Raw genomic sequence first — 22,577 nt, 5'->3', positions numbered from 1 at the left:
CATGACCGATCTGCCCCGGCCCCTTACTGGCGTGCGCGTCCTCGATTTCTCGACCACCATCGCCGGACCTCACTGCGCGCGGCTGATGGCCGACATGGGAGCCGACGTCATCAAGATCGAATCGCCCGAGGGCGACCTCATGCGCTCGAGGCCGGTCCAGCGCAACGGCGCCGGCACGATGTTCGGTCAGCTCAACGCGGGCAAGCGCTGCATCGTGCTTGACCTGAAGAAGCCCGAGGCCATCGCCGCCGTGAAGAAACTGGTGAAAACCGTCGACATCGTGCTGGAGAACTACCGCCCCGGCGTGATGAAGCGGTTGGGCCTCGATTATCCGGAACTCGCCGCGGTCAATCCACGAATCATCTACGGCGCGATCTCGGGCTACGGACAGACCGGGCCGGCTGCCGGCCGTCCGGCCTATGCGCCGGTGATCCATGCCTCGACCGGCTACGACATGGCCCATCTCTACTACCAGCAAGGCCGCGAGCGTCCCGACAACTGCGGAATATTCGTGGCCGACTACGCGTCGGGCGCCTATGCGCTGGGAGGCATTCTGGCCGCGCTGCATCAGCGCCATGTGACCGGCAAGGGCCAGATGGTGGACGTCTCGATGTTCGAGGCCTTGGTCGGCATGTTGCTCGGCGAGGTCAACCGCGCACAGTTCGACTTCGAGATGCCATCGCGTCCCATGTATGGACCCGTCGAGGCCAGGGATGGTTACGTGATGCTCGCCACCGCGAGCGAGCGCACATTCCAGGACATGGCAACCGCGGCCGGCCGGCGCGACTGGCTGACCGATCCGAGGTTCGAGAAGTACACCGACCGGCGCATGAACTGGCACCTGTTCGTCGAGGAATTCGAGACGTGGTCTCGGACTTTGACCGTCAAGGAATGCGTTGCGGCTCTCGAGAAGCACGGTGTGCCCTGCTCCCCCTACCTGACCGTCACCGAGGCGCTGAAGGATCCGCAAGTCGAGCATCGCGGCTCACTCTGCCCGATCGAGGACAGTGCGGGCAGGTACCTGTCGCCGGCGCCGCCATTCCGTTTCTCCGGCTCACCGCTGCAAAGCGGGCCGAGAGTGGCGAACCTCGGCGAGAATACCAGGGCCGTCCTGACGGAAGCCGGGTTGTCGGCATCCGAGATCGAAGAGCTCGTGAAATGATCGAGCCGCGTACCCCCATCCTGATCGGCTGCGGCCAGATCACCGATACGACCGGTTCGCCCTCCAGCGCGCGCTCCGTCGTGCAGTTCTGCGCCGACGCGGCGAACCTCGCCCTCGAGGACGCCAGGGCGGCCATCGGCGGGCATGCGCTGGGTCACGAGATCGATGCCATCGCCGTCCTCGAGTTCTTCAGCGACATCAGTCCGCGTTTCGCCTCGCCGTTCGGCCGGTCGAGCAACCCTCCCAAGAGCGTCGCGCGCCGCCTCCATGCCCAGGCGCGGCAACTCATCTATACCCATTCCGGCGGCAACATGCCCCAGTACATGGTCAACCGGTTTGCCGAGGAGATCGCGCGCGGCGATACCGAGCTGGCACTGGTATGCGGCGCCGAACTGTTGCGCTCCACCCAAAGCGCCCGCAAGGCCGGCCTGAAGATTGACTGGAACGAGGATCCCGGCGAGGAACCAACCCGCGTCGGGGACAAGCGGTTCGGCTTCAGTGAGGAGGAAAATCGGCACGACCTGCGCGCAGCGATCCACTTCTATCCGCTGCTCGAGAATGCAATCCGCGGTTGCCTGGGGCGCGACGTCTCCGCTCACATGACGGCGATGGGACGCCTGTTCGAGCGTCTCGCCGCGGTAGCCAAGGACAATCCACTGGCGACACGGCGCCAAGGGTACACGGCCGAGGAGCTCTGTGCGATCACGGACGACAACCGCTGGATCTGCTTCCCATATCCAAGGTTGATGAACTCCAATGCCATCATCGACCAGGCCGCGGCCGTACTCATGACCTCGGTCGAGAAGGCACGCGAGTGGGGCATTCCGGAGGACCGATGGGTGTTCCTCCACGGCTGCGCCGACGGCACGGATACCTGGGTCGTGTCCGAGCGCGAGCGGCTCGACGAGTCGCCGGCGATCCGCGGCTGCGCCCGCGTGGCTCTCGACATGGCGGGCAAGGCGACCGCCGATATCTCGGCCTTCGACCTCTATAGCTGCTTCCCGTCGGCGGTCGAGATCGCAATGCGGGAGATCGGTCTGGCCGAGGACGATCCCCGGCCGATCAGCGTCACCGGCGGCCTGCCGTTCTTCGGAGGGCCGGGCAACAACTACGTGACCCACGCCATTGCCGAGATGATGAACGTCGTCCGCTCCAAACCGGGTTCGTTCGGCATGGTGACGGCCAACGGCAACTACCTGACCAAGCATTCGGCGGGCGTCTATTCGACGGCGCCGGCGATGGGACCATGGCACCGCCAGGATCCCAAGCTGCTGCAGGCCGAACTCGACGGGCGTCCGAAGAGAAGGGTCGAGACACGGCCGCGCGGCACCGGCACGATCGAAACCTACTGTGTGGCCTACGGCAGGGATGCTCCCGAGAAGGGCTTCGTCATCGGCCGGCTCGACGGGTCGGGCGATCGTTTCGTCGCGGTGGCGCCGAACGACCCGGCCCTGCTTGCCGACATGCTGACGCGCGAGCAACTCGGGCGTAGGATCGCCGTCAGTGAACAGGACGGTCGCAACGTCTTCCGCCCCCTGTGAGGAAACCATGCCCAATGTGCTGAGCGCCGCCCAAGCGGCCGAGTTCGACGAAAAGGGATTCACCTATGCCCGCGGCCTGTTCTCGGCCGACGAGGTGAGGCTGCTGGCCGAGGCAATGGAGAAGGACCCCGCCGTCCGTTCCTCGATTCTCGACCGCCGCGACGGCGAAGGTCGCTCGACGCGCATCGCCTTGTGGAATCGCGCGGGAGACAGCGTCTATGGGCTTGCCGCGCGGTGCCGCCGCATGGTCGACACGTCCGCTGCGCTGCTCGGCGGTCCGGTGTATCACTATCAGTCGAAGCTGACGGCCAAGGAGCCGGAGGTCGGTGGCGCCTGGGAATGGCACTAGGACTATGGCTACTGGTACTACAATGGCTGCCTGCGGCCCGATCTCCTGTCGGTGATGATCGCCCTCGACGACGCGACCAGGGAGAACGGCTGCCTGCAGATCGCGACAGGGTCTCACAAGCTCGGCCGCATCGACCACACGCCGCTGTCGCCGACCCAGAACGAAGTCGACCCCAAGCGCATGCCCTTCATCCTCGACAAATGCCCGATCGAATACTGTGAACTGAAAGCGGGTGATGCCCTGATCTTCCACTGCAACGCGATCCACCGCTCCGATGCCAACCGCTCCGCAAGTCGGCGCTGGACCTTGCTGATCTGCTACAACCGGGTCGACAACGACACCTTCGTCCGCGACGACGATCGCTACTACGTCCCGCTCGACGTCGTCGACGATGCGGCGATCCTGCGCGCCGGGCTGCGTTTCGCGCGCGGCGACAATCAGGAGCACTTCGCGTCGCGGCCCTACGTTCCCGATCTGCGCAAGGCTTCGTAGTTCCTGAGGCGGTACTTCGGCCCATCCTCCTCGCCGACGGCGACGAAGCCGAGGCGCAGCATCAGCCGATGCGACCGCTCGTTCGGCAGGTCGACGCCGGCCAGGATGCGGTCGAGCTTCAGGACCTCGAAGCCATGGCGCAACGCCGCCTGCGCCGCCTCGTAGCCGACACCCCTCCCCCACAGCCGCTCGTCGATGGCGACGACCAGCTCCCGGGTGCCATCCTTCCGGCGCAGCGCGACAAAGCCGATCACGCTTGCCTCCTCCACGATCGCCCAGGCGACATCCTTTCGGGCCACCTCGACGATGGCGCGCGTCTGCTCGCGCGTCGGCGCTTCATCGTCGAACAGGTAACGTTTTACGCCCGGCTGGCTGAAGATCGCGTGAAGCGCGTCGCCGTCGCAGGCCGCGACGGTGCGCAGGACGATCATGCGTCCAGTTGCTCGAGCGCCCTGGCGAGGCGCTTGCGCGTCTCCTCCGCCTGCAGGCGCCGTTCGCGCTGCTCCTCGACGACGTCCTCCGGCGCGCGCGCGACGAAGTTGGCGTTTCCGAGCTTGGCATCGATCTTGACGACCTCGTCCGCGAGCTTCCTCATCTCCTTCTGGAGCCGGCCGCTCTCGGCCTTGAGATCGATCACGTCGCCGACCGGCAGCGCGTAGGTCGCCTCGCCGACCACGATCTGCAGCGAGCTCTTGGGGACCGCTGCCGCCGACGGGTCGACACCCTCCACGCGGGCCAGGCGCTCGATGGCTGCGCGATGCGTTTCCAGGCGCTTCTTCGTGGCCGCGCTCGCACCGACGACCAGCAGCCTGAGCTTGGCGCCTGCCGGCACGTTCAGCTCCGAGCGTGCAGAACGGATGTCCGAAATCACACGGACCAGCCAGTTCATCTCGGCGTCCGCCGCTTCGTCCTTCGGCAGCGGCGACGGCCAGGGCTGGCCGATCAATGCCCCGTGCTCGGCGCGATGGCCGAGCTGGTCCCAGATTTCCTCGGTGATGAATGGCATCACCGGATGCAGGAGCTTGGCCGTCTCGCGCAGCACGAAGGCGGTCACGGCGCGCGTCTCTTCCTTGGCCGGCCCGTCCTCGCCCTGCAGGACCGGCTTGGTGAGTTCGACATACCAGTCGCAGACCGTACCCCAGACGAACTCGTACAGCGCCGTCGCCGCGTCGTTCAGGCGGAATTCAGCCAGCGCCTCGTCGACAGCGGCGTTGGCGCGCGACAGCTCACCCAGTATCCATTTGTTGACGGTGAGCCGCGCTCCGGTGGCATCGAATCCCCCGGACAGCGTGGCGCCATTCATTTGCGCGAAACGCGTGGCGTTCCAGAACTTGGTTGCGAAATTGCGCGATCCCTCGACGCGCTGCGTCGACAGCCGCAGGCGGCCTGCGTTGTTGGCCGCCATCGAGGCCATGGTGAAGCGCAGCGCGTCGGCGCCGTACTTGTCGATCAGTTCGAGCGGGTCGATGATGTTGCCCTTCGACTTGGACATCTTCTGGCCCTTCTCGTCCGTCACCAGCCCATGCAGGTAGACGGTGCGGAAGGGCACATCCTTCATGAAGTGCATGCCCATCATCATCATGCGGGCGACCCAGAAGAACAGGATGTCCCAGCCGGTGACGAGAACGCTCGTCGGATAGTACCGCGCCAGCTCCTTCGTCCGCTCAGGCCATCCCAGCGTCGAGAACGGCCACAGCGCCGAGCTGAACCAGGTGTCGAGCACGTCGGGATCGCGCTGCAACGGCACGTCCTTGCCGTAGTGGGCGCGGGCCTCGGCCCTGGCCTCGCCCTCCGTCGGCGCGACGAAGACCTTGCGGTCAGGTCCGTACCAGGCCGGAATCTGATGGCCCCACCAGAGCTGGCGCGAGATGCACCAGGGTTCGATGTTCTCCATCCATCGGAAGAAGTCGTCACGGCCGCGTTCGGGCACGAACGTGACACGTCCGTCCCGCACCGCAGCGATCGGTTCCTGTGCCAACGTCCGGGCGTCGGCGTACCATTGCTCGGTCAGGAACGGCTCGACCGGCACGCCGCCACGATCGCCGTACGGCACGGCATGCGTGTGGGGCTCGATCTTCTCGACCAGGCCCGCTGCCTCCATGTCGGCCACGACCTGCTTGCGCGCCTCGAAGCGGTCGAGGCCGCGATACTTCTCCGGCGCCTTGTCGTTGAGCCGCGCGAACTTGTCGAAGATCGAGATCGCCTCGAGCTTGTGGCGCCGGCCGACTTCGAAGTCGTTGAAATCGTGTGCCGGCGTTATCTTCACCGCGCCCGACCCCTTCTCCGGGTCGGAGTATTCGTCGGCCACGATCGGGATGCGCCGGCCGACCAGCGGCAGGACGGCGTGCCTGCCGATCAGCCGCTTCCATTTGGGGTCGTCGGGGTGCACCGCCACGCCGGTGTCGCCCAGCATGGTCTCGGGCCGAGTCGTGGCGACCACGATGTGCTCGTCGCTGCCCTCGATCGGATACCTGAAATACCAGAGATGGCCCTTTACCTCGCGCGACTCGACCTCGAGGTCGGAGATCGCTGTCAGCATCTTGGGATCCCAATTGACGAGGCGATTGTCCTTGTAGATCAGACCGGCCCTGTAGAGATCGACGAACACCCTGACCACCGCCGCCGACAGGCCGTCGTCCATGGTGAACCGCTCGCGACTCCAGTCGCATGACGCGCCGAGTCGCCGCAACTGCCCGGTGATGGTGCCACCCGAATAGGCCTTCCATTCCCAGACCCTGGCGAGGAACTCCTGTCGATTCAGCAGCTTCTTGTTGGCGTCGCCGTCGGCAGCCCCCTCGACCGCAAGGCCGATGCCCTCCTGCTCGAGGTTGCGCACCACGACCATCTGGGTGGCGATGCCGGCATGATCGGTGCCAGGTTGCCACAGCGCGTCGTCACCCTTCATGCGACGCCAGCGGATCAGCACGTCCTGCAGCGTGTTGTCGAGCGCATGGCCCATGTGCAGGCTGCCGGTGACATTGGGCGGTGGAATGACGATGCAGTAAGGCGGCTTGGCCGAGTCCGGTTGGGCACGGAAGGCGCCGGCATCTTCCCACTCGGGATAGCGGCGGGCTTCGATCTCCTTGGGGTCGTAGGTCTTGTCGAGCATCTCTTGCCTTATGACGAAAAACGCCACGGGAAGCCCCGTGGCGTGTGAAGCTTCAGGGGGCCTTGAATCAGCGGCGTGTCAGCCGCGCGATCTCGCGTTCGACCGAGCGCTCGACGATGGCGGGCAGGTTCCTGTCCAGCCAATCCTTGAGCATCGGCCGGAGCATCTCCTTGACCAGATCTTCGATGGTCTTGCCGTCGGCACCCAGCGCGGGGCCCGGCTCGGTGACCGATGGCGGCATGACGTTCTCCTGGATGGCCTGGCTCAACCTGTCGAAAGCCGAGCTGGTGGCCCCGGCGACGCTCGACTCGACGAGCGGCTGATCGGCCGAGGAAGCAGACGCCGCGAAATTCGCCGGGGCGGCCGACGGCGCCGCCGCGGCGATCGGTACAGGGACAGGTTCGGGAGAAGGCTCGGCAGGCCTGCTATCGATCGGCGGCAAAGGCAGCGACGTCGTCGGCTGTCCGGGTTCGTCGCCTGCTTTCGGCTCCTCGATGAGGTCGGTGAGCAGCAGGATGTCGTCGCGCGACGACGTGCCGACACGACCGACGGCCAGTGGCCTGGGCTCGTTCGCAGCCGGCGATGGCGGCTCTGCGGCAGCAGTCACCCTGCCCCCGGCCTGGGTACGTGCCTCGTCGTCCGAGATGATCTTGCGAATCGACGACAGGATGTCGTCCATCGACGGATCGCTGTTCGTGCCCTTGGTGTCGCTCATTTCTTGCCTCCCGAGTCGCTGCTTCCCCAGCCGATCCAGCGAGACCCGACCTCGTTGTAGTATTTCTCCTCATCGTAGTATTCGACCGGCAGGCCGAGCGTGCGGGCGGTCAGGCGACCGATCCCCGACAAGACGCCGTAATAGTTCACCTGAACGTCGCGTCTGGCCGAAATCAGATTGACCTGCGAATTCAGCAACTCCTGCTCGGCGTTCAGGACGTCGAGTGTGGTGCGCGATCCCACGAGCGCCTCCTGGCGCACGCCATTCAGGGCCACTTCGTTGGCCCGCACCTGGGCCTGGAAGGAGGTGACCCGCGAGCGCGCCGAATCGAGTTGGCGCCACGACCTGATGACGGCTTCGGCCGACTGGCGCCGGGCGCTGTCGAGTTCGCTGCGCCGCTGTCCGACGAGCTCCTTGGCCTGGCGCACGCGCGACCATTCGCTGCCGTTCTGGTAGATCGGCACGGTAGCCTGCAGCCGCACGCCATACTGATAGTACTGATCGCCGATGATCTGCAGATCCTGCTGATACTGCATATAGCCGATCAGGTTGACCTGCGGCAGCAGCGCGCCGACCGCACTGTTCACGCCATAGCTGGCCGACGAGATGCGGTACTGCGCGCTAACGGCACTCGGCGCCGCATCCATCGCCAGCGCAACGCTCTCCTCTTCGCTGGTCGGCAGGGCGCCGATCAACGGTAACTCGCCAATCCGCACCGCGCGCTGGCCGGTGACGCGCTGAAATGCCGCCTCGTCGATGCGGACCTGCGCCTCGGCGAGCACGAGGTCGGCCTTGCCGCCCTCCAGTCGAGCCTCGGCCTGGGAAACGTCGGTAATCGTCAACTCGCCGACCCGGAAACGCTCGCGCGTGGCATCGAGCTGCTGCACGAGCACGCGGACGTTGTTGCGGCGCGCATCGACGATCCCGAGATCGCGCACGAGGTCGGCATAGGTCGTGATGGCCTGCAGCAGGACCGACTGCTCCGTGTTGGCGAGCTGGGCGCGCTGCGCCTGGATGTTGGCCCGCGCCGACTTGGTATCGGCCACGGTGCGGCCGCCGCGGAAGATCGGCTGCGTGGCCTGCAACGTCGTCGTACGGCCATTGAGGATCTGATAACGCGCAAGGCCCTGGCTGGGGACGAGGGAATCCGACTGGATCTTGTTGATCTCGGTCGCAAGCGTGACGGTGGGCCGCCAATTCGCCACTGCCTGGGCGAGGGTTTCGTCGGTTTGCCGCAGCACGGCACGCGCAGCAAGGAGGTCGGGATTGCTGTTGTAGGTTGCCGACAGGCTTTCGATCAGGCTTTGCGCGCGCGTGCCCGGCCCGCCCGCGGCGACGACGAGCACGCACACGGTCGCAGCGCAGGCGTGCCTCAACGTCGGCCGGATACGCATTGAATTACCCTCATATTCAGGCGGCAAGAGTATCATCGGCGAGGCCTGCTGTGATAGCCCCCGATTCGACGCGGCGCCGGCGTCTAGAACGTGAATCGCGCGGGCGGCGAGAAGCCCGGCAGGACCGGCGTGCCCGCATCGAACAGGGGTCGGCTCGACGAAACGCCGCCCGCCTTGACGGTCAGTTGGGCGACACCGAGCCTTCCGGCGGAGGATGCCTGCACGGTCGTCAGGCGTCCGCCTTCGGCAAGCTGATTCACGATCGCGGGAGAGAGTTGCCGCACCGCGCCCTCGACCAGGATGACATCGAAGGGGGCGGCGTCCGGTGCGCCGCCTTCGAGTGGCCCGATCGCCTGCCGCACGTTGTCGATGCCCATTTCCTTGAAAGCCCGTTCCGCGGCAGCCGCCAGCGTCTCATCGCTCTCGACGGCAACCACGGACTTCACCAGACGCCCGAGAAGGGCGGCGCCGTACCCTCTGCCCGACGCGACCACCATCGCCCGGTCGGTTTCCCGTGGCTGCAGGTACTGGATGAGTCGTGCGAGCACCATCGGTTCCATCAGAAAGCGACCGTTTTCCAACGGCACATCGTCGTCGGCATAGGCGATCGACCGCAGCGAGGCAGGCAGGAACTTCTCGCGCGGCAGCCCGCCCACGGCTTCGAGCAAGCGAACATCGGTCACACGATTGGGTCGAAGCTGGCCATCGACCATGTTGCGGCGGGCGAGCGCGAAATCCGTCATTGCGAAACCCCGAATGGATGCGACGTTTATATGCGCGAGCCGGCAAAAGCGTCAAAGGAGCCCCGGCCCCGCCCGCTTGACCCGCCTCAGAGGCCATGCCTATAGCACCGCCGCTCCAGAACCTTCACGGGGCGGCCTGGTGGCAGAGTGGCTATGCAGCGGACTGCAAATCCGCGTATGCCGGTTCGATTCCGGCCCAGGCCTCCAAACACGGCGGCCTTGCGTGCAGGCGACGGCTCTGCCACAAAGCCGCGCCTTCTGATCCGGGGTAGCTCAGCGGTAGAGCAATCGGCTGTTAACCGATCGGTCGCCGGTTCGAATCCGGCCCCCGGAGCCATCATCGACGACAGATCGTTTCAGGTCTTTGGCCGGCCGAGCCGCAGCAAGTCGTCACGCAGTCGCGCGGACGTCGATCGGTCGCCCATGGCGCGCTCGGCCTGCGACTGAGCCTCGCGCCAAAGCGGCAGCGCCCGAACCATCAGCGCATGCCCGCCAGCGGTCAGCAGAAGCCGCCGGCTGCGACGGTCGTCGCGGTCCTGCAGGCTGCGCACCAGGCGGCGACGCTCCAGCGCCTTGAGCGCTGCCGTCAGGGTCGTTCGATCCACCCCCAACAACGCCGCGACCTCGCCCATAGTCGGCACGCTTTCGCGGTTGATCGCCATGAGAAGGGAGAACTGGCCGTTTGTCAGGCCGAGCGGCCGCAACGCGTCGTCATAGCGACGCGCCAGCACCCGCGCCGCCCGCTGGAGATGTAAGCACAGGCAGACATCACGGACTTCGTGCGTGATCTGCAGCGGCAACGTCTCGGGCTTCGCCATCCACGACCATGGTGTTGATACCAACGTTCTCTGTCAACTATTGCAACGGCGCCCTCGCGCAGCTGCCGGAGGCCCTCGCAGGCCGGCCGAGATGATGCTATCGAGCGCGACATTGCCGCAGGAGTCGCGTCGATGGCCGATCCAGATCCATCACAGGAAACGTTCGAACTGGTTCGCCAGGAAGTGGCCTTTCGGGGTTACTTCGGCATCAACCGGTACTTCTTCCGGCACAGTCTTTTCCAGGGTGGGGTGAGCGGCATCATCAGCCGGGAAGTGTTCGAACGCGGCCAGGCCGGCGCCGTGATGCCCTACGATCCGCTGCGCGACGAGGTCGTGCTCATCCGGCAGTTCCGCGCCGGTTCCTACGTTGCGGGCCGGCATCCATGGGAGTGGGAAGTCGCCGCCGGCATCATCGAGGAAGGTGAGACAGCCGCGCTGATGGTGAAGCGCGAGGCCAAGGAGGAGACCGGCCTTGACATCGGCGAAATCGAGTCGATCTGCAATGTCATGCTGAGCCCCGGCGCGATGTCGGAGTCCTGCCACATCTTCGTTGGCCGCACGGACACGTCCAGGGCAGGAGGAATCTTCGGCGTGCCGACCGAAGGAGAGAATATTCTGGTCAGGGTGCTGCCCTTCGTCGACGCAATGGCCATGATCGAGCGCCGGGAAATCGGCAACGCGGTGGCCGTTATCGCCCTGCAATGGCTCGCCCTGCATCGCGACGAGATCCGGCGCCGCTGGCGCTGACGGCATCGAGTGAGCTACGGTCGCTTTGGGAGCGCGTGCGGGGTCCGGAAGGCGACAGATCATGAAGGTTCGGTCGGGATTCATCGATAGCATCGGCAACACGCCGCTGATCAAGTTGCGGGCCGCTTCCGAGGCCACGGGTTGCGAGATCTACGGCAAGGCTGAGTTCCTCAACCCCGGCGGATCGGTGAAGGACCGCGCGGCCCTCGCCATCATCGAGGACGCGGAGAAGAACGGGAAGCTCCGGCCCGGCGGTGTGATCGTCGAAGGCACCGCCGGAAACACCGGGATCGGCATCGCCCTGGTCGCCAACGCGCGCGGCTACCGATCGATCATCGTGATGCCGGAGACGCAGAGCCAGGAAAAGAAGGACATGCTGCGCCTGTGCGGCGCCGACCTCAGGCTCGTGCCGGCCCTTCCCTACTCCAACCCCGGCAACTATGTCCGCTACTCGGGCAGGCTGGCCGAGGAGATCGCTGCCAAGGAGCCCAACGGCGCCATCTGGGCCAACCAGTTCGACAATGTCGCGAACCGCGACGGTCACTATCGCACCACCGGCCCCGAAATCTGGGAGCAGACCGACGGCAAGATCGCTGGCTTCACCTGCTCGGTCGGCAGCGGCGGCACGCTCGGCGGCATCGCCCGTGCGCTCAAAGAGCGCGACCCGAACGTCAAGATCGCGCTCAGCGATCCCATGGGGTCGGCACTCTACAGCTGGAAGACGAAGGGCGAACTCAAGGCCGAAGGCAATTCGATCACCGAAGGTATCGGCCAGGGACGCGTGACGGCGAACCTGGAGGGCACGCCGATCGACATGGCCTACCAGATCTCCGACGAGGAAGCCCTGCCCGTTCTGTTCGATCTGATTGAGCACGAGGGTCTCGTCCTGGGCGGCTCGACCGCCATCAACATCGTCGGCGCAATGAGGCTGGCCCGGGAACTGGGACCGGGCAAGATCGTCGTCACCATCCTGGCCGACGGCGGACAGCGCTATCAGTCGAAGCTGTTCAATCCGGCTTTCCTGCGTGAGAAGAACCTGCCGCTGCCGTCCTGGATGAAATGACCATCGTCGTCTGCGGCAGCCTCAACATGGACGTCATCGCGCAAAGCGCGCGGCGTCCGGCCGCCGGTGAAACCGTGCTGGGCGCGACCGTAACCCTTCTTCCCGGAGGCAAGGGCCTGAATCAGGCGGTCGCGGCGGCGCGCCTCGGTGCTCCAACGGCGATGATCGGCGCCGTCGGCAACGACGCGTTCGGCTGCACCTTGCGCGGCGTGCTGGCGGACGAGGACGTCGACAGCACCGGCGTCCGGGTCATCCGCGGCGAGACCACGGGCGTGGCGCTCATCCAGGTCGCCGGCGGTGACAATGCGATCACCGGCGCCTCGGGCGCCAACATGTCGTTCGAGGCCCGGATGATCCGCCGCCGACCGCGCGCGGGAGAGATCTGGCTCGCGCAGTTCGAGACCCCGGTTGCCACGACCGAGTACGCCTTCCAAAGAGCGCGGGCTGCGGGAGCGCGAACGGTCCTCAACATGGCACCCATGATGCCTCACCCGGTCCGCCTCCTCCGGTTGGTCGACATCGCCGTCGTCAATGAACTCGAACTCCGCCAGGCGACCGGAATCAAGCTCACCCCGACCAGTTCCCGCCGGATGATCGTCGCGGCCTGCGAACGGCTTCGGCAGAAGGGCGTGGGTGCCGTCATCGCCACCCTTGGCGCTCGCGGCGCCATGGTCGTCGCCGGCGATCGGGCGACGGAACTCCCCGGGCATCGAGTCCGCGTCGTCGACACCACGGGGGCCGGCGACTGTTTCGTTGGCGCCCTGGCGGCCCAGTTGTCATGCGGCATCCCCCTGCTGGAGGCCGCCCGCTTCGCCAACGCCGCGGCGGCGTGTTGCGTCGAAGGTCTGGGTGCGGCCCCGTCGATGCCGCGTCGGAAGGACGTTGCGGCACGCTTGCCAAGAGCCTAAATCCCGCTTCATGGTCGACGAACTCTTCCGGCAGGATGCGTATCTCAGGGAAACGGATGCGACGGTCACGGCTGTCGACGAACGCGGCGTCCGCCTCGATCGATCTATTTTCTACCCGACGGGCGGCGGGCAGCCGGGCGACACGGGCCTGCTGCGCTGGCAAGGCGGCGAGTCGCGCATCGTCGATTCCGTGAAAGTCGAAGGAAGCGACGTGTTGCACGTGCTCGCCGCCGACGCACCCCGTCCGGCGCCCGGCACCAGTGTCCATGCCGTGCTGGATTGGGACCGCCGCTACCTTCACATGCGCATGCACACCGCCTTGCACGTGATGTCCGCCGTCATCAAAGGCAATGTCACGGGCGGCCAGGTCAACGCCGACAAAAGCCGCCTCGACTTCAACCTGGAAGGTGAAGTGCCGGCCAAGGAGTGGGTGACCGAGCAGATGAATGCCCTGATAGCCCTCGACCGCCCTGTCGTGCCGCAATGGATAACCGACGAGGAACTCGCGGCGCGACCGGAACTCGTGAAGACGATGAGCGTACGGCCGCCCATGAATGCCGGGCGCGTTCGGCTGTTGGAGATCGAGGGTGTCGACCTTCAGGCCTGTGGCGGTACGCACGTCGCGCGGACAGCGGAGATCGGCCGCGTGGAGTGCGTCAAGATCGAGAACAAGGGAAAAATGAACCGGCGATTCATCATCGCTCTGGCCTGAGAGGAATAGCCCTGATGGACTACGCAAGACCGGACGCTCTGGTCAGCACCGACTGGCTCGCTTCGCATCTCACGTCCCCCGACGTGCGCATCGTCGATGGCTCGTTCTTCCTGCCCGCACAAAAACGCGATCCCAAGGCCGAGTTCGCCGAACGGCACTTGCCAGGCGCCGTGTTCTTCGACATCGACGAGATCGCTGACACGTCGAGCCCGTTGCCTCACATGCTGCCCTCCCCGGAGAAATTCTCGGCGCGCGTGCGCAAGCTCGGCCTCGGGGATGGCAACAAGATCGTCGTCTACGACACGGCGCCGATGACCGGCGCCTGCCGGGTCTGGTGGATGTTCCGCGCCATGGGTCACAAGGATGTCGCCGTCCTCAACGGCGGCCTGCCCAAGTGGCTGGCCGAGGGAAGGTCGGTGACCGACGATCCGACCGTGCCGCGCGATCGGCATTTCACGGCGCGGCTCGACAATTCGCTGGTGCGCTCGATCGACGACGTGCGCGCACTGCTCGACAGCAAGCGCGAGCAGGTCGTCGATGCCCGTGCCGCCGCGCGCTTTCGCGGCGAGGTGCCAGAACCGCGCGCCGGCCTGCGCGGCGGTCACATGCCGGGCGCCTTCAATCTTCCCTACAACGATCTGCTGGATCCCACGACCGGGATGATGCTGCCTGCCGGCGAGCTCAAGGCCCGCATCGCCGCTTCCGGCGTCGACCTGTCGAGGAAGGTGACCGCGAGCTGCGGTTCGGGGGTCACCGCCTGCGTCATCGCCCTCGCTCTTTATCTCACAGGCGCTCCGGATGCCGCAGTTTACGATGGCTCATGGACCGAATGGGGCGGCCGCGCCGACACGCCGATAGTGACGGGCGCGGCCTGATGGACACCGCTCGCGCCGTCGTCGTCACCGGTGCGTCGACGGGCATTGGACGGGCCTGCGCGAGAGCCCTGGCGGCGAGCGGGTTCCGTGTCTTCGCGAGCGTTCGCAAGCAGGAGCACGCCGACGGATTGACCGCGGAGCTGGGCGCCAATGTCACTCCGCTCATCTTCGACGTGACCGACGTCGCAGGCGTGTCGGCCGCCGCCGCCGCGGTCGACGCGCAGCTCGCCGGCATGACTCTGTTCGGCCTCGTGAACAACGCCGGCATCGCCGTTGCCGGTCCGTTGCTGCATCTGCCGGTCGATGAATTCAAGCGGCAGCTCGATGTCAACGTTACCGGCCAACTCGTCGTGACGAAGGCGTTCGCTCCGCTGCTCGGCGCTGATCGCGCGCGCGATGGATCCCCCGGGCGGATCGTCATGATCACCTCGGTCGGCGGCCGGAACGCCCTGCCCTTCGCCGGCCCTTACGCGACGTCGAAATTCGCGCTCGAAGGCTTGTCGGAGGCGTTGCGTCGCGAGTTGATGCTGTTCGGCATCGACGTGATCATCGTCGCTCCTGGTTCCGTCGTGACTCCGATCTGGGACAAAACCGAGGACAACATCGCTCCCTTCACGGCAACGCCCTATGCCGGCGCACTCGAGCGGATGAAGACCTACATGCTCGCGCATGCCGCGAGGGGGTTGCCCGCAGAGCGCATCGGCGAGGCAGTGAAGACGGCACTCACGACCGGCAGACCGAAGACGCGATACACGGTGACGCCCAACCCGTTGCAGACCTTCCTCACCACGGCGCTGCCCAAGCGGATGATCGACAAAGCGATCGCCCGGCGTATCGGCCTGTTGCCCACATGACGGTCAGCGCCGGGCTCTTTGCCCATCAGCCGCAACCGCGTCGCGACGGCAAGCTGCTCGTCACCATCACCCACCTCGAGATCGAGCCGGCCGATTGGACGCGGCGCGGCGAGAAGCCGAAGCTAGAAATCGACCTTGCACGAGAACGTGCACCGACGGCGCCAGTCTACCGAGAACTTTATGATCAGGTGGGTCGCCCTTGGCTGTGGTACGAGCGCAGGCTGTTGTCCGACGACGCGCTGACCGACCTGATCAACCGGCCGGGCCATGAAATCCACGTTGCCCGGCACGAGAGGGCGCTGGCCGGCTACTTCGAGCTCTATGGCGACGAGATCGTGTTCTTCGGCCTGGAATACTCTTACATCGGGCGCAGGATCGGTCCTTGGTTGCTTGATCGCGCCATCGAGCGCGGCTTCGAGCGCGGCTCCAGGCGACTCTTCCTCGACACCAATAGCGTCGACCATCCGCGCGCGCTCGACACCTATCGCAAGGCGGGATTCCGCCTTGTGCGGCGGGTCGAGAAGGAGCTGCAGGACCCGCGCGTCCTGTGGCCGGACATCTATCGGTGGCCGCCGAAGTAACGGCTGTGCCATAGTCGCCGCATCATGACCGCGAAGAAAATTTATACCCGCCCCGACACCGTTTTGGCCGTCGCCGGCCGCGATCCCGACGCCAATTTCGGCATCGTCAATCCGCCCGTCTATCACGCCTCGACCATTCTCTCGAAAACGATGGACAAGTTCGAGAACCGCATTCCCTTCGAGGGTTTCGGGTATGGGCGCAACGGCACTCCCACGCAGAAGGCGCTGGAGGATGCGGTGGCTGCGATCGAGGGCGCGCATCGCTGCATCGCCGTGCAATCCGGACTTGGCGCAGTGACCGGCGCCATCGTCGGCTTCCTGAAGTCGGGCGACCACATGTTGCTCACCGACAACGCCTACGGCCCCGCCCGACGCTTCTCGAATACGACGCTCAAGAACTTCGGCGTCGAGACCACGTTCTTCGATCCGATGGTCGGCGCCGGGATCGAGAAACTGATCCAGCCGAACACCAAGATCGTCTATCTGGAGGCGCCGGGCTCGCAGACTTTCGAGGTGCAGGACGTCGACGCCATCTCAGCCGTTGCCAAGAAGCATGGGGCCACGGTCATCATCGACAACACCTGGGCGACGCCGCTCTATTTCAAGCCGTTCGAGCACGGCTGCGACATTTCCGTGCATGCCGGCACCAAGTACATCGTCGGCCATTCCGACGCGATGATGGGCATCATCTCGTGCGCGACGCGGCCGCTGTTCGAGACGGTGAAGACGGCCTGCCAGAACTTCGGGTTCCACGCCGCACCGGACGATTGCTACCTCGCGCTGCGCGGCCTGCGGACGATGGGCGTGCGCCTGCGGCATCACGAGCGGAGCGGCATTCACATCGCCAACTGGCTGAAGGATCGCCCGGAGGTCGACAGGGTATTGCACCCCGCCCTGCCCGATTGCCCCGGACACGACAACTGGAAGAGACAGTTCAAGGGCGCCTCCGGTTTGTTCGCGTTCACGTTGCGCGACGGCTTCAGCCGCAACGCCGTCGCCGCGATGCTCGACGGCATGGACATCTTCGGCATGGGCGCCTCTTGGGGTGGCTACGAAAGCCTGATGATCCCGGCCCATCCCGACCAGTATCGCACGGCCGTACCGTGGCCCAAGGGCAAGCACCTGTTGCGCGTCCATATCGGACTCGAGGACGTCGAGGACCTCAAGATCGACCTCGCCGAAGGCTTCGAGCGGCTCAATCGGGCGCACAACGCCTGAGGTCATGCGCATCGTCGATGTCCGGGAGAGATCAGTCGACATCTCCCGCTATCGCGATCCGACCATTCCATCGGGCGGGCTGACCACCAGCATCGTGGCGCTGGTCACGGACGTGTCGCGCGGCGGCAAACCCGTGATCGGTTACGGCTTCTCCTCGATCGGTCGTTTTGCGCAGAGCGGCCTGATCCGCGAGCGCTTCGCGCCACGATTGCTCTCCGCCAGCGACGTCGACCCGCTGACCGGCTGGGCCGCCATGATGAAGGGCGAGAAGCCGGGCGGCCACGGAGAGCGGTGCGTCGCGGTGGGTACCCTCGACATGGCGCTGTGGGACGCCGCCGCGAAGATCGCCGATCTGCCGCTGCACGCACTACTCAGAAAAACGTTCGGCGACCGCGGCACTCCGCGCGATCTCACGGCCTATGCCAGTGGTGGATATCTCTATCCACGCGACGATCTTTCCCGGCTCGACGGGGAGCTGAAACTCTTTGCCGACAGCGGTTACCGCCGCGCCAAGATCAAGATCGGCGCGAGTGACCTCGCCTCCGACCTGGCTCGCATCGAGATCGCACAGCGCGTGTTCCCTGCCCTCGCCGTCGACGCCATGAACAGCTACGACGCCCGGACCGGCCTCGATGCGGCCAGGGCCCTGAACGGCCGCGGTCTGTTGTGGTTCGAGGACATCTGCGATCCACACGATTTCGAAACGCAGGCGTCCGTCGCGGCGGTCTATCCATCGCCAATCGCGGCAGGCGAGCCAATGTTCTCGGCAGCGGAGGCGCGGCTGCTCGCGCGCCACGGCGGCCTGCGCGCCGACCGGGACATCCTGCTGTTCGACCCCGTGCATTGCTACGGCGTGTCTGGGTACATTCGCATCGTCGAGACAATGGAACAGGCGGGCTGGAAGCGATCGGCCTTCTGGCCGCACGGCGGACATCTCTTCTGTTTGCATCTGGTCGATGCGATGGGGTTGGGCGGTGTCGAGGTCAACCCCACCAGCTTCGCGCCGTTCGGGGGGCTGCCCGACGCGGTCCGGATCAACGACGGAGACGTTCGGGCGCCGGATCTGCCAGGCATCGGGTTCGAGGCGCAGGCGGCGGCATACCGTCTGTTCCGAACCCTGACGGACTAACCGCGTCGACAATCGGCGCAGATGCCGGTCACCTCGAGCGTCATGTCGCGAGCGGCGAAGCCGCGCCGGCTGGCGCTCGCCGCGACCGCGTCGGCAACGCCGTCGCTGTGCAGTTCCTCGGCGTTGCCGCACTCACCGCAAATCAGGAAGAAGCCGCGGTGATTCTCGCCGGGATGGCTGCAGCCGATGAACGCGTTCATGCGCTCGATGCGGTGTATCAGGCCGTTCTCGATCAGGAAGTCGAGCGCACGATAGATCGTCGGCGGCGCCGATCCGAGATCCTCCTTGCGCAGGGCGTCGAGCAGCGCATAGGCGCCGACCGGCTTGTGGCTCGACCAGACCAGCTCCAGTACGCGACGGCGCAGTGGTGTGAAACGCAAGCCCTTCGTGGCGCACAGCTTTTCGGCCGCCGCGATGGCGTCGTCGACGCAGTGCTGATGGTCGTGGCCCGTGGCCGCCTTGGTAGACTTTCTCACCGGGCGCGACTATACGCCCCCTTCCTCCTGCAGGCCAAGGCACGCCCATGCCCGTCGCTCCGACAACCTATTCGCAGGCGGCGATCGATTCCATGCTCGCCGCGATCAAGTTCGACGTCCACGGCCTGGTGCCCGCGATCGCCCAGCAGCACGACAGCGGCGAGGTCCTGATGATGGCGTGGATGGACCGCGCTGCCGTGGCGGAGACGATGCGCACCGGCCGCGTTTGCTACTGGTCGCGCTCGCGCAAGGGCCCATGGCGCAAGGGCGACACGTCGGGCCATGTCCAGATGTTGCGCGAACTGCGAGTCGACTGCGACGGAGACACCTTGCTGGCGCTGGTCCACCAGATGGGCGTCGCCTGCCATACCGGCCGGCACAACTGCTTCTTCCGCGCGATACGCGACGGCAAGCTCGAGGAGATCGCACCGGTGATCGTCGACATGCACGAGATCGGCAAGGAGCGAGCGTGATCCCGCGCGACGTCGCCCGACGGACTTTCCTCGCCGCAACCCTCCTCCTGCCCGCCGCTGCGTGCCAGCAAACATCGGACCTGTTCGGTCGCCGGACCGCGTCGACGTTGTCGCGCGGCGATCGCATGGTGCGCTGGCTCCAGAACAGCGGCCGCCCCGGCATGATGGCGCCCGAGACCTATGAATTGATGGGAATCCGCAATCCGAGCCCGGTGCGGGACATTCCGGTGCGGCAGATCACCGAGGAGGCGCGCGACGGGCGCTATGCCGTCAGCCTGGTCAACATCCGGGGCATCCACGAGTTCGTGTTCCATCGCCGCCAGGAAGAGCTGCTGATCTTCCATCACAGCGACACGAATTTTCGCCGGCTCGTCAGCGTGCGCTATCCGCGCACCGGCCGGCCGAGCATCATCCAGGACGTCGCCTTCGCCGAGAACGACTTCCATCAGCAGGTCACCTTCTGGTTCAACCGGATGCCGGGCCGTTGACGGCGCGGGTCCGCCGATGAGCGCCGTCATTCGCACGCCCCGCTCCGCGCGCCGGACGCTCGCGGTGTGCGGCGGGGTGCATGCACTGCACGACGGCTTCACCGACCTTCTCAACGTCCTCTACCCGCTCTTGCAGGCGCAATTCAGTCTGAGCTACGCCGCCGTCGGCGGGCTCAAGACCGTCTACTCGGCGGCGATGGCGAGCGGCCAGATCCCGGCGGGCCAGTTGGCGCGCCGCTTCGGTGGGGTCGTCGTGCTGGCCTCGGGGACGGCCTTGATCGGCGTCGGGTACCTGCTGGCGGGATTCAGCGGCTCCATGGCCGGCGCCGTGATCGGGCTGGCGCTGGCGGGGCTGGGCGGTGCGACCCAGCATCCGATCGCCTCGAGCCTGGTCGCGGCGGCCTATCCCGGCCTGCGCTCGCGCCCGGCGCTCGGCACCTACAATTTCACCGGCGACGTCGGCAAGGTCGTCCTGCCCGCCCTCTTCGCCCTGGTCGCGGCCTCGCTGGGCTGGCAGGAGGCGATGATCGTCATGGCGGGTGTCGCGGTGCTCGGCGCGGGCATCATCATCGCCACGATGCCGCCGCTGCATGTCTCGCCCGCGTCCGCCGAAGCCCGGCCGGTCGCCGGCCAGGATCGGCCGTGGGCCTACTGGCTGCTGTTCTCCATTCACATCGCCGACGGATTGGTGCGCTCGGGCTTCCTGATCTTCCTGCCGTTCCTGTTGCGCGACAAGGGAGCCGACCTGCCGACCATCGGGCTCGGCCTGTCGCTCGTCTTCGCCGGCGGCGCCGCGGGCAAGCTGGCGATGGGCTGGGTCGGCGCGCGGTTCGGTGTCGTGCCCTCGGTCGTGCTGAGCGAGCTCGCGACGACGGCGATGATCCTCGCCTTGCTGCCCCTGCCGCTCGTCGGCGCCCTGGCGCTGCTGCCGCTGGTCGGCCTCGCGCTCAACGGCACCTCGTCGGTGCTCTATGGCACGGTGCCAGAATTCGTCAGCGCCGAGCGGCGCACGCACGCCTTCGCCGTCTTCTACACCGGCGGTTCGATCGCCGGCGCCGTCGCGCCCCTCGGCTTCGGCCTGGTGGGCGATCTCATCGGGTTGGCGCCAGCGCTCGCCGTCGCCGGCTGCGTGGCGCTGGCAACCGTGCCGCTGGCCTGGGCGCTGCGGCCGGCCTTCAGGGCACCGGAGGTCCGCCCCACGTCCGGCCCATCGGGTTGAGCTTGATGCCCCTGCGGAGGTGTCTGTAGGGCATCTCCTCAGGGTCGGTGATGTGCGCGCCGGGCGAGCGCACGACGAGGATGGTCTCGGCGATGGGCTGGAAGTCGGCGCGAAAGTGCACCGTCGATTTCAGGCCGAGAATCGGCACCTTCGCCGGCTCGACGCCGACATGCCGGAACATCTCCTGATCGGCGGCCTGGATGCGCTTGGAGGCGAGCACGGCCGAGACGCCGCTCGCCTCGTCGGTGACCAGCGCCATCGGCCCGATCTGGAACCTGGCGCCGCCGTAGAAGGGGCCCGTACCGGTGAACCTGCCGTCGGCCACCTTGACCACGCGCCAATCGGCGACCAGTGGCTTCTCGTCGGCGTAGCCTACGACCGCGCCGATGCCGCGGCGCATGACATTGCCTTCGCCGGTCGTGGCCGCCTCGGTCGCGGCGCCTTCGTCGACGATCATGCCGATCACCGCACCCCTGGCCTTGTGCCGCATGAGCGCGGCGAGAAGCCCGACCGTGTCGGAGGTGCCGCCGGCGCCGGGATTGTCTTGCACGTCGGCGAGCACGATCGGCCTGCCCGCCGTCTTCGACAGCTCGATGGCGCGCAATGCCGCCTGGTCGGGGTCGAGCAGTTCGCCGGCGAAGGCCTTCTCCTGCGCCTTCACGGCGCCCGCGAGCTTGTCGGCGGCCGCCTCGACGGCCTCCTTGTCGTGGCCGTAGACGACGAGTGCCGGGCCGCACTGGGCGATGTCGGCGGGCGGGAATCCCGGCGTGTGGGTGACGCTGACGATGCCCTGGTTGTGGCTCTTCTCGCCGGCTTCCAGTTCGCCGACCAGGTCGAAGATGCTCTTGGCGGGCTCGATGAAGGTGCACTGCCACACCAGCGGGATGAGGAAGTCGAGTTGGCGGTAGGCGCGATGGACGGGCCGCTTCTCCCGGAGCAGCCTGTCGAGCAACTCGACGGCACGCTTTCCCGTTGTCGCCATGTCGATGTGCGGATAGGTGCGATACCCCACCAGCGCGGTCGCCAGGCTCGCCATCTCGGGAGTCAAATTCGCATGATAGTCGAGACTCGCCACGATCGGCAGGTCGCCACCGACCAGGCCGCGGATGCGTCGCAGCAGTTCACCCTCGCCGTCCTGGGTGTGCTCCGCCACCATGGCGCCGTGCAGGTCGAGATAGACCGCGTCGAATGGGCCAAGCGTGCGCAGATCCTCGGCGAACAGCCGCCACATGCGCTCGTAGGCATCCTCCGTGACGTAGGAAGCCGGCGGGGCCGCCGCCCATGCGAGCGGCACGATCTCGTGGCCGAGCTCGCGCAGTCGTTTCACCGCGCCGGCGACCGGAATGTTGAAGCCCTCGACGGCCGCGATCATCTCCGCCCCGCGCAGCAGGCCCGGCCAGGCGTCGGCGCGCACGAAATCGTCCCAGGTCGCCTGCTGGGGCGCAAACGTGTTCGTCTCATGCTGAAAACCGCCGACGGCAATGCGCGCCATGCTCACGCTCCCCCTTCAC

The 22,577-nt window shown here is 66.5% G+C and carries 24 protein-coding genes and 2 tRNA genes; 18 read left to right on the top strand and 8 right to left on the bottom strand.

The features are described 5' to 3' along the window. Position 1 precedes the first annotated feature (1 nt). Genes KIT25_12525 through KIT25_12510 form a run of 4 tightly spaced genes read left to right on the top strand, consistent with a single transcriptional unit; the run spans position 2 to position 3,544 of the window. Positions 2-1,162 (top strand): CoA transferase, encoded by a 1,161-nt coding sequence (locus KIT25_12525; protein UYN97702.1) that lies wholly within the window; start codon positions 2-4, stop codon positions 1,160-1,162. Then, positions 1,159-2,703 carry an acetyl-CoA acetyltransferase gene (locus tag KIT25_12520; GenBank protein ID UYN97701.1) on the top strand — a complete coding sequence of 515 codons (1,545 nt, stop codon included), beginning with the start codon at positions 1,159-1,161 and terminating at the stop codon, positions 2,701-2,703. The genes KIT25_12525 and KIT25_12520 overlap by 4 nt, the downstream gene beginning before the upstream one ends. Positions 2,704-2,710: 7 nt before the next feature. Then, positions 2,711-3,052, top strand: a complete 342-nt coding sequence (locus tag KIT25_12515) for a phytanoyl-CoA dioxygenase family protein (protein UYN97700.1) — start codon at positions 2,711-2,713, stop codon at positions 3,050-3,052. Positions 3,053-3,106: 54 nt separating this feature from the next. Continuing rightward, positions 3,107-3,544 (top strand): phytanoyl-CoA dioxygenase family protein, encoded by a 438-nt coding sequence (locus tag KIT25_12510; protein UYN97911.1) that lies wholly within the window; start codon positions 3,107-3,109, stop codon positions 3,542-3,544. On the opposite strand, the gene KIT25_12505 is transcribed toward KIT25_12510, so the two are convergent. From KIT25_12505 to KIT25_12485, 5 genes are all read right to left on the bottom strand, one after another. Further along, entirely contained in the window at positions 3,514-3,975 is a 462-nt protein-coding gene (locus KIT25_12505; GenBank protein ID UYN97699.1) for a GNAT family N-acetyltransferase, read from the bottom strand. The two genes, KIT25_12510 and KIT25_12505, sit on opposite strands and share 31 nt — an antisense overlap. Then, a complete protein-coding gene (locus tag KIT25_12500; protein UYN97698.1) occupies positions 3,972-6,653 on the bottom strand; it encodes a valine--tRNA ligase in 2,682 nt (893 codons plus the stop codon). The genes KIT25_12505 and KIT25_12500 overlap by 4 nt, the downstream gene beginning before the upstream one ends. Before the next feature lie 67 nt (positions 6,654-6,720). Continuing rightward, a complete protein-coding gene (locus KIT25_12495) occupies positions 6,721-7,332 on the bottom strand; it encodes a DUF2497 domain-containing protein (GenBank protein ID UYN97697.1) in 612 nt (203 codons plus the stop codon). A gap of 32 nt (positions 7,333-7,364) precedes the next feature. Next, positions 7,365-8,762: a TolC family outer membrane protein gene (locus tag KIT25_12490; GenBank protein ID UYN97696.1), complete on the bottom strand. Its 1,398-nt coding sequence runs from the start codon at positions 8,760-8,762 to the stop codon at positions 7,365-7,367. An 83-nt stretch (positions 8,763-8,845) separates the two neighbouring features. After that, a complete protein-coding gene (locus tag KIT25_12485; protein UYN97695.1) occupies positions 8,846-9,505 on the bottom strand; it encodes a protein-L-isoaspartate O-methyltransferase in 660 nt (219 codons plus the stop codon). A gap of 133 nt (positions 9,506-9,638) precedes the next feature. Here KIT25_12485 and KIT25_12480 point away from each other — a divergent pair. Both KIT25_12480 and KIT25_12475 read left to right on the top strand, forming a co-directional pair. Next, a tRNA-Cys gene (locus tag KIT25_12480) sits at positions 9,639-9,712 on the top strand. Positions 9,713-9,767: 55 nt separating this feature from the next. Then, positions 9,768-9,842, top strand: a tRNA-Asn gene (locus KIT25_12475). Between the two features lie 19 nt (positions 9,843-9,861). On the opposite strand, the gene KIT25_12470 is transcribed toward KIT25_12475, so the two are convergent. Further along, positions 9,862-10,323 (bottom strand): winged helix-turn-helix transcriptional regulator, encoded by a 462-nt coding sequence (locus tag KIT25_12470; GenBank protein ID UYN97694.1) that lies wholly within the window; start codon positions 10,321-10,323, stop codon positions 9,862-9,864. Positions 10,324-10,455: 132 nt separating this feature from the next. Here KIT25_12470 and KIT25_12465 point away from each other — a divergent pair, with 132 nt between their 5' ends. From KIT25_12465 to KIT25_12425, 9 genes are all read left to right on the top strand, one after another. After that, positions 10,456-11,070, top strand: a complete 615-nt coding sequence (locus KIT25_12465) for an NUDIX domain-containing protein (protein ID UYN97693.1) — start codon at positions 10,456-10,458, stop codon at positions 11,068-11,070. A gap of 61 nt (positions 11,071-11,131) precedes the next feature. Then, positions 11,132-12,133, top strand: a complete 1,002-nt coding sequence (locus tag KIT25_12460) for a cysteine synthase A (GenBank protein UYN97692.1) — start codon at positions 11,132-11,134, stop codon at positions 12,131-12,133. After that, a complete protein-coding gene (locus KIT25_12455; GenBank protein ID UYN97691.1) occupies positions 12,130-13,041 on the top strand; it encodes a ribokinase in 912 nt (303 codons plus the stop codon). The genes KIT25_12460 and KIT25_12455 overlap by 4 nt, the downstream gene beginning before the upstream one ends. Positions 13,042-13,051: 10 nt before the next feature. Beyond that, complete coding sequence (locus tag KIT25_12450; protein UYN97690.1) at positions 13,052-13,753, top strand: alanyl-tRNA editing protein; 702 nt, start codon at positions 13,052-13,054, stop codon at positions 13,751-13,753. Between the two features lie 14 nt (positions 13,754-13,767). Continuing rightward, a complete protein-coding gene (gene sseA / locus KIT25_12445) occupies positions 13,768-14,628 on the top strand; it encodes a 3-mercaptopyruvate sulfurtransferase (GenBank protein ID UYN97689.1) in 861 nt (286 codons plus the stop codon). After that, positions 14,628-15,482 carry an SDR family NAD(P)-dependent oxidoreductase gene (locus tag KIT25_12440; protein UYN97688.1) on the top strand — a complete coding sequence of 285 codons (855 nt, stop codon included), beginning with the start codon at positions 14,628-14,630 and terminating at the stop codon, positions 15,480-15,482. Before sseA ends, KIT25_12440 begins: the two co-directional genes overlap by 1 nt. Beyond that, positions 15,479-16,063, top strand: coding sequence for a GNAT family N-acetyltransferase (locus tag KIT25_12435; GenBank protein UYN97687.1), 585 nt, complete (start codon positions 15,479-15,481; stop codon positions 16,061-16,063). The genes KIT25_12440 and KIT25_12435 overlap by 4 nt, the downstream gene beginning before the upstream one ends. Before the next feature lie 24 nt (positions 16,064-16,087). Further along, positions 16,088-17,281 carry a cystathionine beta-lyase gene (metC, locus tag KIT25_12430; protein ID UYN97686.1) on the top strand — a complete coding sequence of 398 codons (1,194 nt, stop codon included), beginning with the start codon at positions 16,088-16,090 and terminating at the stop codon, positions 17,279-17,281. Positions 17,282-17,360: 79 nt separating this feature from the next. Further along, a complete protein-coding gene (locus KIT25_12425) occupies positions 17,361-18,410 on the top strand; it encodes a mandelate racemase (GenBank protein UYN97910.1) in 1,050 nt (349 codons plus the stop codon). Here KIT25_12425 and KIT25_12420 read toward each other — a convergent pair. Further along, positions 18,407-18,886, bottom strand: coding sequence for a transcriptional repressor (locus tag KIT25_12420; GenBank protein UYN97685.1), 480 nt, complete (start codon positions 18,884-18,886; stop codon positions 18,407-18,409). The genes KIT25_12425 and KIT25_12420 overlap by 4 nt on opposite strands. Before the next feature lie 47 nt (positions 18,887-18,933). On the opposite strand from KIT25_12420, the gene hisI reads away from it, so the two are divergent. Genes hisI through KIT25_12405 form a run of 3 tightly spaced genes read left to right on the top strand, consistent with a single transcriptional unit; the run spans position 18,934 to position 21,066 of the window. Further along, complete coding sequence (hisI, locus tag KIT25_12415; GenBank protein UYN97684.1) at positions 18,934-19,359, top strand: phosphoribosyl-AMP cyclohydrolase; 426 nt, start codon at positions 18,934-18,936, stop codon at positions 19,357-19,359. Continuing rightward, complete coding sequence (locus KIT25_12410) at positions 19,356-19,847, top strand: hypothetical protein (GenBank protein UYN97683.1); 492 nt, start codon at positions 19,356-19,358, stop codon at positions 19,845-19,847. The genes hisI and KIT25_12410 overlap by 4 nt, the downstream gene beginning before the upstream one ends. A gap of 16 nt (positions 19,848-19,863) precedes the next feature. Continuing rightward, positions 19,864-21,066 carry an MFS transporter gene (locus tag KIT25_12405; GenBank protein UYN97682.1) on the top strand — a complete coding sequence of 401 codons (1,203 nt, stop codon included), beginning with the start codon at positions 19,864-19,866 and terminating at the stop codon, positions 21,064-21,066. Here KIT25_12405 and KIT25_12400 read toward each other — a convergent pair. Further along, positions 21,023-22,558 carry a M81 family metallopeptidase gene (locus KIT25_12400; protein ID UYN97681.1) on the bottom strand — a complete coding sequence of 512 codons (1,536 nt, stop codon included), beginning with the start codon at positions 22,556-22,558 and terminating at the stop codon, positions 21,023-21,025. The genes KIT25_12405 and KIT25_12400 overlap by 44 nt on opposite strands. Positions 22,559-22,577: the final 19 nt, after the last annotated feature.

The organism is Enhydrobacter sp., assembly GCA_025808875.1.
GTDB lineage: Bacteria > Pseudomonadota > Alphaproteobacteria > Reyranellales > Reyranellaceae > Reyranella.
This window is presented reverse-complemented; position numbering and strand designations above follow the sequence as displayed.

Excerpts from the sequence above, each read along its gene's own strand:
- KIT25_12525 (UYN97702.1), top strand. The coding sequence starts at position 2 with ATGACCGATCTGCCCCGGCCCCTTACTGGCGTGCGCGTCCTCGATTTC.
- KIT25_12520 (UYN97701.1), top strand. The coding sequence starts at position 1,159 with ATGATCGAGCCGCGTACCCCCATCCTGATCGGCTGCGGCCAGATCACC.
- KIT25_12515 (UYN97700.1), top strand. The coding sequence starts at position 2,711 with ATGCCCAATGTGCTGAGCGCCGCCCAAGCGGCCGAGTTCGACGAAAAG.
- KIT25_12510 (UYN97911.1), top strand. The coding sequence starts at position 3,107 with ATGATCGCCCTCGACGACGCGACCAGGGAGAACGGCTGCCTGCAGATC.
- KIT25_12505 (UYN97699.1), bottom strand. The coding sequence starts at position 3,975 with ATGATCGTCCTGCGCACCGTCGCGGCCTGCGACGGCGACGCGCTTCAC.
- KIT25_12500 (UYN97698.1), bottom strand. The coding sequence starts at position 6,653 with ATGCTCGACAAGACCTACGACCCCAAGGAGATCGAAGCCCGCCGCTAT.
- KIT25_12495 (UYN97697.1), bottom strand. The coding sequence starts at position 7,332 with ATGGACGACATCCTGTCGTCGATTCGCAAGATCATCTCGGACGACGAG.
- KIT25_12490 (UYN97696.1), bottom strand. The coding sequence starts at position 8,762 with ATGCGTATCCGGCCGACGTTGAGGCACGCCTGCGCTGCGACCGTGTGC.
- KIT25_12485 (UYN97695.1), bottom strand. The coding sequence starts at position 9,505 with ATGACGGATTTCGCGCTCGCCCGCCGCAACATGGTCGATGGCCAGCTT.
- KIT25_12470 (UYN97694.1), bottom strand. The coding sequence starts at position 10,323 with ATGGCGAAGCCCGAGACGTTGCCGCTGCAGATCACGCACGAAGTCCGT.
- KIT25_12465 (UYN97693.1), top strand. The coding sequence starts at position 10,456 with ATGGCCGATCCAGATCCATCACAGGAAACGTTCGAACTGGTTCGCCAG.
- KIT25_12460 (UYN97692.1), top strand. The coding sequence starts at position 11,132 with ATGAAGGTTCGGTCGGGATTCATCGATAGCATCGGCAACACGCCGCTG.
- KIT25_12455 (UYN97691.1), top strand. The coding sequence starts at position 12,130 with ATGACCATCGTCGTCTGCGGCAGCCTCAACATGGACGTCATCGCGCAA.
- KIT25_12450 (UYN97690.1), top strand. The coding sequence starts at position 13,052 with ATGGTCGACGAACTCTTCCGGCAGGATGCGTATCTCAGGGAAACGGAT.
- sseA (UYN97689.1), top strand. The coding sequence starts at position 13,768 with ATGGACTACGCAAGACCGGACGCTCTGGTCAGCACCGACTGGCTCGCT.
- KIT25_12440 (UYN97688.1), top strand. The coding sequence starts at position 14,628 with ATGGACACCGCTCGCGCCGTCGTCGTCACCGGTGCGTCGACGGGCATT.
- KIT25_12435 (UYN97687.1), top strand. The coding sequence starts at position 15,479 with ATGACGGTCAGCGCCGGGCTCTTTGCCCATCAGCCGCAACCGCGTCGC.
- metC (UYN97686.1), top strand. The coding sequence starts at position 16,088 with ATGACCGCGAAGAAAATTTATACCCGCCCCGACACCGTTTTGGCCGTC.
- hisI (UYN97684.1), top strand. The coding sequence starts at position 18,934 with ATGCCCGTCGCTCCGACAACCTATTCGCAGGCGGCGATCGATTCCATG.
- KIT25_12405 (UYN97682.1), top strand. The coding sequence starts at position 19,864 with ATGAGCGCCGTCATTCGCACGCCCCGCTCCGCGCGCCGGACGCTCGCG.
- KIT25_12400 (UYN97681.1), bottom strand. The coding sequence starts at position 22,558 with ATGGCGCGCATTGCCGTCGGCGGTTTTCAGCATGAGACGAACACGTTT.